The organism is Streptomyces sp. NPDC046909 (assembly GCF_040644695.1).
Lineage (GTDB): Bacteria > Actinomycetota > Actinomycetes > Streptomycetales > Streptomycetaceae > Streptomyces.
On sequence record NZ_JBEYXC010000018.1, the window covers coordinates 201,139 to 212,297 of the forward strand.

9 protein-coding genes are annotated in these 11,159 nt (G+C 72.7%); 3 read left to right on the forward strand and 6 right to left on the reverse strand.

Annotated elements, in window-relative coordinates; all coding sequences use genetic code 11:
• The first annotated feature begins 3 nt into the window (after positions 1 to 3).
• Positions 4 to 1,173 (forward strand): ABC transporter permease, encoded by a 1,170-nt coding sequence (locus ABZ928_RS42910; protein ID WP_361531791.1) that lies wholly within the window; start codon positions 4 to 6, stop codon positions 1,171 to 1,173.
• Entirely contained in the window at positions 1,170 to 2,345 is a 1,176-nt protein-coding gene (locus tag ABZ928_RS42915; protein ID WP_361531794.1) for an ABC transporter permease, read from the forward strand. Before ABZ928_RS42910 ends, ABZ928_RS42915 begins: the two co-directional genes overlap by 4 nt.
• 118 nt (positions 2,346 to 2,463) lie before the next feature.
• Here the strand turns inward: ABZ928_RS42915 and ABZ928_RS42920 are convergent, their stop codons facing one another.
• The 6 genes from ABZ928_RS42920 to ABZ928_RS42945 form a co-directional block, all read right to left on the reverse strand.
• Positions 2,464 to 2,718 carry an acyl carrier protein gene (locus tag ABZ928_RS42920; protein WP_361531797.1) on the reverse strand — a complete coding sequence of 85 codons (255 nt, stop codon included), beginning with the start codon at positions 2,716 to 2,718 and terminating at the stop codon, positions 2,464 to 2,466.
• 5 nt (positions 2,719 to 2,723) lie between these two features.
• Positions 2,724 to 4,196 (reverse strand): 2-oxo acid dehydrogenase subunit E2, encoded by a 1,473-nt coding sequence (locus ABZ928_RS42925; RefSeq protein ID WP_361531800.1) that lies wholly within the window; start codon positions 4,194 to 4,196, stop codon positions 2,724 to 2,726.
• 1 nt (position 4,197) lies between these two features.
• The gene (locus ABZ928_RS42930; RefSeq protein ID WP_361531803.1) at positions 4,198 to 5,208 is read right to left on the reverse strand and encodes an alpha-ketoacid dehydrogenase subunit beta; all 1,011 of its coding nucleotides are present in this window, start codon (positions 5,206 to 5,208) and stop codon (positions 4,198 to 4,200) included.
• A complete protein-coding gene (pdhA, locus tag ABZ928_RS42935; protein ID WP_361531939.1) occupies positions 5,205 to 6,146 on the reverse strand; it encodes a pyruvate dehydrogenase (acetyl-transferring) E1 component subunit alpha in 942 nt (313 codons plus the stop codon). Before pdhA ends, ABZ928_RS42930 begins: the two co-directional genes overlap by 4 nt.
• Positions 6,147 to 6,250: 104 nt before the next feature.
• Positions 6,251 to 8,053: an acetate--CoA ligase gene (gene acsA / locus ABZ928_RS42940; RefSeq protein ID WP_361531806.1), complete on the reverse strand. Its 1,803-nt coding sequence runs from the start codon at positions 8,051 to 8,053 to the stop codon at positions 6,251 to 6,253.
• Positions 8,054 to 8,536: 483 nt separating this feature from the next.
• Entirely contained in the window at positions 8,537 to 9,676 is a 1,140-nt protein-coding gene (locus ABZ928_RS42945; RefSeq protein WP_361531809.1) for a site-2 protease family protein, read from the reverse strand.
• A 449-nt stretch (positions 9,677 to 10,125) separates the two neighbouring features.
• Here ABZ928_RS42945 and ABZ928_RS42950 point away from each other — a divergent pair, with 449 nt between their 5' ends.
• Complete coding sequence (locus tag ABZ928_RS42950; protein WP_361531812.1) at positions 10,126 to 11,019, forward strand: universal stress protein; 894 nt, start codon at positions 10,126 to 10,128, stop codon at positions 11,017 to 11,019.
• Positions 11,020 to 11,159 lie beyond the last annotated feature (140 nt).

The following is an 11,159-nucleotide window of genomic DNA, read 5'->3' on the forward strand; positions in this document are numbered from 1 at the left end:
ACCGTGCGTGTCGTCCTCGCCATCGCCGCCAAGGACCTGCGCCAGCGGCTGCGCGACCGGTCGGCCTGGGTGATCGTGTTCCTGGCGCCGGTGCTGATCTCCGCCCTGATGGCCCTGGCGTTCAACAACAACGACGAGTTCCGCGCGGACATCGGCGTGGTCGACCTGGACCACGGGGCGGCCGCCGCCGGACTGACCCAGGTGCTCCAGAGCCCGGAACTCTCCAAGACCGTGCACGTGCGGGCGTACGGCGACCGGGCCGCGGCCCGACGGGCGGTGGACGCGGGCGGCGTACACGCGGCCATCGTCGTGCCCGAGGGGTTCACGGCGGCGCTCGCCGGCGGCAGCACCGCACCCGTCACGGTGCTGGACAGCGTCGACTACGCCCTCCAGGCGCAGCTCGCGCGGGCGGTCACCGAGTCGTACGTCGCCCAGGTCAACGCCGGCCGGCTGTCGGTGGCCACGGCCGTCGCCGCGGGCGCCTCGCAGCGGGACGTTCCCGAACTCGCCGCGAAGGCGGCCCTGTTGCGGCTGCCCGAGGAGGTGCGGGCGGAGGGGCTGCCCGACGACGCGTTGAAGGTGATCAGCTACTTCGGGCCGAGTATGGGCATGTTCTTCGTCCTGTTCACGGTCGGGTTCGGTGCCCGCGGCTACTTCGTCGAGCAGCAGCAGGGCACCCTCGACCGGATCGCGGCGGCGCCCGTCGGGCGGGGCGCGCTGCTGCTCGGCAAGTCGGTGTCGACGTTCGTGTACAGCCTGGCCGGCCTCGCCACGGTCACGCTCGTGTCGTGGCTGGCGTTCGGGGCGAGCTGGGCGGATCCGCTCGGCGTGGCGGCGCTCAGCGTGGCCATGGCGGTGTGCGTGGTGTGTCTGACCGCGCTGGTCATCGCGCTGGTGCGGACCGAGCAGCAGGCGCAGGGGCTCGCCTCGATCCTGGTCTTCGCGCTGGTGCTGCTCGGCGGCAACTTCGTCTTCGCCTCCGGCACCACGCCCCTGATCCGCCGCCTCGCCCTGTTCACCCCCAACGGCTGGGCCCTGCGCGGCTTCACCGACCTGGGCACCGGCGTACGCGGCTGGGATGCCTTCGGTGCGCCGCTGCTGGGCATCGCCGCCTTCTCGGCGGCCGTGGCAGCGGTGACGGCCCTGCTCTTTCGGCTGAGGAGGACGGCATGACCGCGCTCGCCCTGACCCGGGCCACGCTCACCCGCGTGTTGCGCGACCGCACCGCGCTCTTCTTCATGGTGCTGCTGCCCGTCGCGATCATCGTCGTCATCGGGGTCACGGTGGGCGGCTTCGACCGGTTCCGGGTGGGCCTGGTGACGGACGCCCAAGCGGGCCCCGTAGCAAGGGAGTTGGCGGCCGACCTGAAGGACGCGTCCGCCCTGCACACCCGTACGTACGACACCGCGGCGGACGCCCGCACCGCCCTGCGCCGCGCCGAACTGGACGCGGTCGTGGTGGTGCCGTCCGGTCTCGACAAGGACATACAAGCCGGTCGATCCGTCACCGTGCGGGTCCTGGTGGAGCCCTCCGGCAGCGCCGGACACGCGGCCGTCTCCTCCGTGTCGGCCGTCGTCGCCGACCATGCGGCACGGCTCCAGGCCGCCCGCTTCGCCGCCGACGAGACCGGCGGGACCTTCGACGACGGCGTGGCGGCCGCCCGCGGCGCCGAGCGCGCCGCGTCCCCCATCGTCGTACGTGCCGAGACGGTCAACGGCCAGAGCGATTTCCTGCCGCTCGGCTACAGCTACAGCACCCCGACCATGCTCGTGCTGTTCGTGTTCATCAACGCCCTCGCGGGCGGCGCGGCCATCGTGCAGACCCGCCGGACCGGCGTGTACGCCCGCGCGCTCGCAGCGCCCGTCTCCGCCCGCACCCTCGTGCTCGGCGAGACAGTCGCGTATCTCCTGCTGGCCCTGCTGCAGTCCGTGCTGATCGTGGGCATCGGGGCGCTGGCCTTCGACGTCGCCTGGGGCGATCCGCTCGCCGCCGCTGTCCTCGTCACCATGTGGGCGCTGGTCGGCACCGGCGCCGGAGTCCTGGCCGGGGCCCTGTTCCGCACCCCGGAGCAGGTGCACGCCGTCGGCCCGGCCCTCGGCATCGGGCTCGGCATGCTCGGCGGCTGTATGTGGCCGCTGGCCCTTGTGCCCGACTGGCTGCGCGGCGTGGGACACGCCGTACCGCAGGCCTGGGCCGTCGACGCGTGGACCACCCTGCTGTCCCGGAACGGCGACCTGACCGCGATCCTGCGCGACCTCGCCGTCCTCGCCCTCTTCGCGACGGCGCTCATCGGCTGCGCGGCCCTGGCCCTGGGCCGCCGCCTGACCACCGACTCGGGGTCATGAGAACCGTCGAGGTGAGGTCATGGACGTTCTCGTGGGGTTCGCGACCAGGTCGGGCAGAGCGCGGAAGCGAGGGCGGCCGTGTTCGGCGGACCGACAGGACTCATCCCCCGAGGGGCCCCTACCCGGTCCGTGTGACCAGGAAGGCCACCGTGTCGGCGAGGGTGGTGAGTTCGGGATAGTCGTCCTCGTCGATGCGTACACCGGTACGCGCCGAGAGGAGTTCCACCAGGCTCAGGAAGTCGAGCGAGTCCAGCGCCAACGCGTCGCGGAACTTGTCGTCTGGCCGTACGTCGGTGAAGTCGGCGTCCGGGGCGATCTCGGTGATGCACGCCTTGACCAGGGTCAGTGTCTCCGTGCTGTTCAAGGGCTTCATCCGGTTCACAACTCCTCGGGTCGCTGAAGCAGGCGGTCAATGGCCGTGAGGTAGCGCGCGCCGATCGCGCCGTCGGTGGCACGGTGGTCGGCGGAGAGGGTGGCGGTCACCACGGGGCGTACGCCCAGCAGGCCGCCCGTGGCCCACGGCCGTTCGACGACCGCGCCGAAACCGACCAGGGCCACCTGAGGTGGATGAATGACGCCGAACACGGACTCCACGCCCTGTTCGCCCAGGTTGGTGACGGTGAGGGTGGCGCCCGCGAGCTCGCTGCCGCGCAGCCGGCCCCGGCGGGCCCGCTGGACGAGGTCCTTCAGCGCGGCCATGAGCTCCTCGGGCCTGAGCGTGTCCGCGTCGTGGATCACCGGTGTGAGCAGTCCGCCCTCGCGGAGCGACACCGCCACGCCCAGGTGCACCCCGGTGCCGGGCGTGAAGTCGCCGTCCTGCCAGAAGCCGTTGAGCTGCGGCACGTCATGGGCCGCGACGGCCGTGGCCTTGAGCAGCAGGGCCGCGGGGACCAGGCGGTCCGTGGGCGGGTGGCCGCGGTTGCGGCGGTGCAGCCACTCGACTGCGCCCGTGAGGTCGACGGTGGTGGACAGGTAGTAGTGCGGGATCTCCCGATTGGCGCGGCTCATGAGGTCGCCGATGGCCCGGCGCATGACGGCCGCGCGCCCACCCTCACGGCTCTCGCGCGACGGCGACGGCGTCGGCCCGGGCTCCTCGGGACGCTCCCGGGGCGATCCGACCGCTTCGGGGGCGGCACCACCCCGCGCGCGCACGGCTTCGTGCACGTCCGCCGCTCGTACGACTCCCGTCCCGCCGCTGCCGCGCAGCGTGGCGAGGTCCACGCCGAGTTCGCGGGCGAGCCGGCGGGCGTACGGCGTGGCCCGCACGCGGGGTCCGGGGGCGGTCTCGGCGTGCTCGACGTCGGCGCGGGTGATACGGCCGCCGCGTCCCGTGCCGTGCACGGCCGTCAGATCGACGCCCTTCTCCACGGCGAGGTGCCTCACCAGCGGCCCGGCGCCGACGACCGGCTGGGTCACGGCGGCCGGTTTCGGGCGCGGCGTCGCGGGAGCGGGCGCCACGAGGACGGGCTCCCGGACCGGTGGCTCCCGGACCGCAGGCGGAACCGGCCGCTCGACCGGCTTCGGCGGGGCATCCGCAGGGGCGGGCTCGGCGGCCATGCGTGCCACCGGCTGCGGCACGGCCTCCGCGGAGACGGCCTCCCGTACGGCGGCCGTCGCCGCGTTCTCGATCACCGCGAGCGGAGCCCCCACCGGCACCCGCACACCGGGCTCGACGAGCAGCCGCCCCACAGTCCCCGACTCGAAGCACTCGACCTCGATGGCCGCCTTGTCGGTCTCCACGACCGCCACGACATCGCCCTTGTCCACCCGGTCCCCCGGACCGACTAGCCACTCCAGCAGCAGCCCTTCGTCCATGTCGGCGCCGAGCGAGGGCATCGTGAACTCGCCCATCTCACCCCACCGCCCGTCGTGCGGCCGCGACGATGTCCCCGACCTGCGGCAGCGCCGCCTCCTCCAGCCTGCGCGCGTACGGGATGGGCACTTCGGCGCTACAGACCCGCTCGACGGGGGCGTCGAGGTCGTAGAAGTTGCGCTCGGTGATGCGGGCGGAGATCTCGGCGGCCAGGCTCCCGGTGCGCCAGCCCTCGTCGACGATGACGGCGCGGTGCGTGCGGGCGACGGAGGCGGCGATGGTCGCGTCGTCCAGCGGGCGCAGGGTGCGCAGGTCGATGGCCTCGGCGCTGATGCCGTCGCCGGCCAGTTCGTCCGCGGCGGTCAGTGCCTTGGGCAGCGAACCGCCGTAGGTGATCAGGGAGATGTCGGTGCCGGGGCGGCGGATCGCCGCGTGGTCGAGGTCGACGGGGCCCGCGTCGACGGGAAGGTCGCCGGAGGCGTTGTACAGGCTCCCGTGCTCGAAGATCAGCACCGGGTCGGGGTCGGCGAGCGCAGGGGCCAGCATGTGGCGGGCGTCGGCGATGGTCGCCGGGGCCAGGACCCTCAGGCCCGGGATGTGCGCGTACCAGCCCTCCAGGCTGTGCGAGTGCTGGGCGGCGAGCTGCCGGCCGGCGCCCGTGGTCATCCGGATGACGATCGGGACCGCCAGCTGGCCGCCCGACATGTGCAGCAGGGTCGCGGCGTTGTTGAGGATCTGGTCGAGGGCCAGCAGGCTGAAGTTGACCGTCATGATCTCGACGACCGGCCGCATGCCCGCCAGGGCCGCGCCGATGCCGGCGCCGACGAACGCGGACTCCGACAGCGGGGCGTCCCGGATCCGGTCGGGCCCGAACTCCTCCAGCAGGCCGAGGCTGACGCCGAAGCAGCCGCCGTAGCGGCCCACGTCCTCGCCCATCAGGAACACGCGCTCGTCGGCGCGCAGCGCGTCCCGCAGGGCTTCCCTCATCGCCTCCCGGTAGGTCGTCTTGCGTTCGGCGGGATCCGCGGTCACGGTTTCCGTCGCGGTCATCGCGGGCTCGCCTCCTCCACCTGACTGGTGACGTACTTCAGGAGGTCCTCGACCGGTTCCTCCGGCGCCTGCTCCGCGGTCTCGACGGTGCCGTCGATCTCGGCGGAGATCCGGTCCTCCAGTGCGGCGAGCGCCTTGTCGGTCAGCCCGCCGTGCTCGCGCAACTGCCGGGCGAGCCGCTCGATCGGGTCGCGTTCCTTCCACTGCTCGATCTCGGCCTTGTCGCGGTAGCGGTCGGGGTCGTACATGGAGTGGGCGCGGAAGCGGTACGTGCGCATCTCCAGGAAGTGCGGCCCGGTGCCCGCTCGGATGCCTTCGGCCGCACGCCGGGCCGCGTCCTCGACCGCGAGCACGTCCATGCCGTCGACGGCCCAGGAGACCATGCCGTACGAGGCGGCGCGCATTGCCAGGTCCGTCTGGGCCTGGTGGCGCTCCAGCGCGGTGCCCATGGCGTACAGGTTGTTCTCGCAGACGAGCAGCAGAGGGAGGTGCCACAGCGCCGCCAGGTTGGCCGTCTCGTGGAACTCGCCCTCGGCGAAGGCGCCATCGCCGAAGAAGCAGCAAGTGACTCGGTCGCGTCCGTTCATGCGGTCGGCGAGGGCGAGTCCTGCGGCGAGCGGCAGGCCGCCGCCGACGATGGCGTTGCCGCCGTAGAAGCGGCGGTCCGCGTCGAAGAGGTGCATGGAGCCGCCGCGGCCGTGGCTGCAGCCGGTGGCCTTGCCGAACATCTCCGCCATGACCGCGTCCGCGGGCACGCCGCGGGCGAGCGCGTGCCCGTGCTCCCGGTACGTCGAGACGACCGCGTCGTCCTCGGTGAGGGCCTCGCCGACGCCGACGGCGACGGCCTCCTCACCGATGTACAGGTGCATGAAGCCCCGGATGCGGGCGGCGCTGTACAGCTCCACGCAGCGTTCCTCGAACCGGCGGATGCCCAGCATCGAGCCGAGCAGCGCCAGCTGGTGCGCCGTCTGCTGTTTTGGCTGCGCCTTGGCCCTGGTCCTGGTCCTGGCCGTCGTCTTGCGTGGGGCGCGGGCGGTGGCACTCATGGGGACCCCTCCGTCGATTCCAGGGTGGAGATGTCGCCCTCGGGCAGGCCGAGTTCACGCGCCCGCAGCAGCCGGCGCATGACCTTGCCGCTGCGGGTGTGCGGCAGATGCTGGTCGAAGGCGATCTCGCGCGGGGCGACGGCCGGGCCGAGGCGGCGCCGGGCGAAGGCCAGCAGCTCCTGCCGCGTGGCGGCGGTGGCCTCGAAGCCGGGCCGCAGTGACACGAACGCCTTCACGATGTTCCCGGCGACCGGGTCGGGCCGCCCGATCACTCCGGCCTCGGCAACCGCCGCGTGCTCCATCAAGGCGCTCTCCACCTCGAACGGCCCGACGAGGTGTCCTGCCGACTTGATGACGTCGTCGGCGCGCCCGATGAACCAGTACCAGCCGCCCGCGTCCCGCCGCACCAGGTCACCGGTGAGGTACCAGCCGCCCGCGAACGCCGCAGCTGACCGCTCCTCGTCGTGCAGGTAGCCGCGGAACATCGACGGCCAACCGGGCCGCAGCGCCAACTCACCCTCCACGTCGGGTTCTTCGAGTACGGTGACGTGTCCGCCGGTGACCTTCGCACGGCCGTCCTCCCCGCGTCGCAGCACCGCGGCCTCCACGCCGGGCAGCGGGCGCCCCATGGATCCGGGCCGGATCTCACAGCCCGCGAAGTTGGCGATCATGATGGCGCCGGTCTCGGTCTGCCACCAGTTGTCGTGCACCGGCAGCCCCAGGACGTCCCGCCCCCACACCACGGCCTCCGGGTTGAGCGGCTCACCGACCGAGGCGATGAAGCGCAACGCGCTCAGGTCGAAGGAAGCGGGCAGGTCGTGCGATCCCGTGCGCGGGGTGGTGCGCATCAGCATGCGCAGCGCGGTCGGGGCCGTGTACCAGACGCTGACATGCTGCTCGGCGAGGATCCGGTACCAGCGGCGGGCGTCGAAGTCGCCCTCGTCGACCACGAGGGTCACGCCGTGCATCAGCGGCGCGATGATCCCGTACGACATGCCGGTGACCCAGCCCGGATCGGCCGTGCACCAGAACACGTCCCGTGGATGGAGGTCGAGGGCGAACGCCGCGGTCGCGTAGTGGGCGACGGCCGCCTCGTGCACGTGGACGGCGCCCTTGGGTGTACCCGTGGTGCCGCTGGTGAAGTGCAGCAGGGCCATGTCGTCCGGCGAGGTCGGCGGGATGGCGAAGGTGTCCGGCGCGTCGGCCATCAGCGCGTCGTACGAGACCGTGCCCGGCAGCTCATCGGTGCCTTCTCCGACGATCAGTACGTGCTCCAGTTCGGGGCACCGCTCACGCTGTCCGGCGACCTTCCTGCGGTACAGGGCGGCGGTGGTGACCAGCACGCGGGCGTTGCTCAGGCGCAGCCGCTGTGCCACGGGGTCCGGGCCGAAGGCGGAGAACAGCGGGCAGACGACACTGGTGTTCTTCAGCGTGCCCAGGACCACGGTGTACAGCTCGGGACACCGCCCCAGCAGGGTGACGACCCGGTCGCCCCGGCCGATGCCGAGCGTGCGCAGCACGTTCGCGAACCGGGCCGTGGTCCCGGCGAGTTCCCGGTACGTCACCGTGGTCAGGGAGTCGTCGCGGCCCACGCAGCGCAGCGCGACGGCCGCCCCGCGACCGGACTCGGCGTGCCGGTCCACGGCCTCGTACCCGATGTTCAGTCCGCGACCGCCGGGCAGACCGCTCAGCTTGACGCGCGCGCCCGACCAGGAGAAGTCCACGCACGCCTTCTCGTAGTCGTCCAGGTTGGGCGGGACCGGCGGCGGAGTGTCCTTCTGGATCGTCTCCCAGGGCATGCTGTCTCCCTTCCCTGCGGGCCTGTGTCCACCATCCGCCCAGGACGCGCCGCCCGCACTGGGCCGAACGGCCCCGGACCGGGCCGGACGGCGCCCCACAGCACCAGCGACAGCAGGCGAGGCGGTGCGAGCGGGGACGGTCGACCCAGACGCACGGCCCACGAGGCCCCTCGATCGAGGCCGGTCGTCCCCTGGCCCGGAAGCGGGTGAGGGAGGAGGCTCCTGTGTATGCAGTGACCCGGCCGTGAGTGGCGGGGCCGAGTGTGAAGTGTGAGGGGCAGGAGGTGGCGATCATGAAGCGGACACAGGTGGCCAGGCGCCCCAGTACACCGCGACGGCCGGAGCCTCCCGACCTCCGCACCCCGTCCGGGCGACCGCTTCCCTACTGAGGAACCCTCCGGTCGGGACGAGATCGACCGGAGGACGTTCCTGATCACCTCACCTCCTTCGGGTGCTTTGGGCCGTGTCGCGCGGGCGGGCCCCTCAGGTGCGGGCCCGGGTGGCCGTGGTCAGCCAGGTCAGGGCACGGCTGACGTCAGCGAGCGTGACGATGCCGACCAGCTGTCCGTCGCCGAGGACCAGGGCCCGGCGGTCCCGGCTCGTCTCCAGGCGGGGCAGCAGGTCCACGACCAGGTCGTCCGGGGCGGCCGTCGCGACATCGGCGAGCGGACGCATCACGTCGCCGATCGTGGTGGTGGTACGGGCCTGGAGCGGGACCTGGTTGACGAGTGCGACGGTGACCAGTCCGGCGGCCGTGCCGTCCGGGGCGAGTACGGGGAAGGCCGAGTGGCGGTAGCGGCTGAACGGACCTTCGGCCAGGAAGTCGGCGACGGTCACCCTGCCGGAAACGGTGGCCAGGTCGCGGGTCATCACACGGCTGACGGGGATGTCGTCCAGCACACCGCGCACCTGTGCCTGCCGCTCCTCGGCGGTCGCGGCGGCGATCAGGAACCAGCCCATCAGGGCCGGCCACAGCCCGGACAGATCGTCGGCGAACAGTACGGCCGCGAACCCGGTCACGACCATGAACCAGCCCAGCATGCGGCCCGCGGCTGTCGCGCCGCGGGTGGCCCGGAGCCGGTCGCCGGTGCGGTGCCAGATGAACGCCCGCAGCAACCGCCCGCCGTCCAGCGGAGCGGCGGGTATGGCGTTGAAGACGGCGAGCACGATGTTGATCGCGGCCAGCCAGGCGACGGCCTCGACCACGACCCCCGACGTGTGCAGGGCGTCCAGCCACAGCGCCAGGGCGGTGAACAGCCCGCCGGCCACCGCGCTGGTGAGCGGCCCCACCGCGGCGATGCGCAGCTCGGCGCCCGGTGTGGGGGCCTCGCTGCGCAGACGGGCGACGCCGCCGAGCATCCACAGGGTGATGCCGTCGGCCTTGACGCCATTGCGGCGGGCGACGATCGCGTGCGCCAGTTCGTGCGCCAGCAGCGAGGCCAGGAACACGACGGCCGTCAGCAACGCCAGCCCCCAGTAGGTCCAGCCCGGATGGCCGGGATGGGCCTGCGGGAAGCGGCCGGCCGCCAGCATGACGGTCACCAGGCCGACAATGACCAGCACGCTCCAGTGCAGGCCGACGCGGACACCGGCGATCCGCCCCAGAGGCAGTGTCTCCTTCACCGGACCACCCTCCTTCCTCGGCACGGTCTTGCTTCGAACTCACCCGGCGCACCGCACACGATCGAACGCCTCGGCCTCACGGCACACCCCGCACGTCACACAACGCACGAGCTTCCGCCCGTAGCCCCGCAGGCGCAGCAGTTCACGGCGCACCTCCCCGCGTCGCGTTCCGCACCTTCATCGTCGGACGCGGAGCCGTGCCGCGGGGCGGGCCGGTCGGCCTCTTCCAGGGGACGACCGGCCCCGCCGCCTGGTACGCCGCTGGCTCTCCGCCGCGCGCCGGCCGGCGACATCGCTCCCGGGCACCGTCCAGAACTTCGGCAACAAGGCCGTTCGGCCCCGAGAGAAGGCCCCCCAGCCCCTGCCCGTACCAGTGCCGTCGAGGAGAGCCTGGTACCGGAGGGGTCCGCACAAAGATGTGCGGGCACCGGTCCAGGGAGGTGTCGGCCATGCTTCGCCCCGTTGCCGTAGGACTGGATGGTTCACGCGAGAGCCTCGCCGCCGCCGACTGGGCGGCTCGGGAGGCGCTGAGGCGTGGCCTGCCGCTGCGTCTGGTGCACGCCTGGGAGGGCGGCATCTCGCCCGACGACTCGGAACTGCCCGAGCTGGAGGCGCCGCGCTACTGGGCGCGGCGGATCCTGCGCGGTGCCATGGATCAGCTGAGCGAGCGCTATCCGCAGGTGGAGCTGAGCGCCGACCAGATCTCCCGGCCCGCGGCCGACGCCCTGATCGCGGCGGGTGACGAGGCCGAGCTGCTGGTGCTGGGCAGCCGCGCGTTCAGCGGCTTCGGCGGGTTCATGGCCGGGTCGGTGGCACTGGCGACGGTGGCCCATGTGGCACGGCCCGTCGTGCTCGTGCGGGCCGATCAGTCCCTTGAGGACGAGCACATACGGGACGCGGAGGACCGGCCGTCGGCGCACACTCCGTACCGCGCTGTCGTGGTCGGCGTCGATCCGGCGCACTCGTGCGAGGAACTGCTCGAGTTCGCCTTCGAGAGCGCGGCGCTGCGTGCCGCTCCGCTACGGGTCGTACACACGTGGCAAATCCCGTACATGCCCAGTGCGTTGGAGAAGAAGGCACGCAAGGCGGTACGAGAGGCAGCCGAGCGGGTGTTGGACTCCGTGGTCCGGCCGTGGCGGGAGAAGTACCCCACGGTGGAGATCACCGAGCTGATCGCGGAAGGGCGTCCGGCACAGCGGCTGCTGGACGCCACGCAGGACGCCGGGCTGCTGGCCGTGGGCCGCAGGATCCGCCCGGCCAGGCTCGGCACGCACACCGGGCCGGTCGCCCACGCGGTCATGCACCACGTCCGTTGCCCGGTCGCGATCGTGCCGCACGAGTGACACGGCCGCGCTTCCCCGGGATGCCGCGCTCGGGTCCCGGACACCGGGTTCGTGCCCCTCGGCCCTCCGCTGGGGACGTTCGGCCCCTGAGAGCCGCCGTACCGCGGACGGTAGGACGGCAATAGGGCGACGTGGGAGGA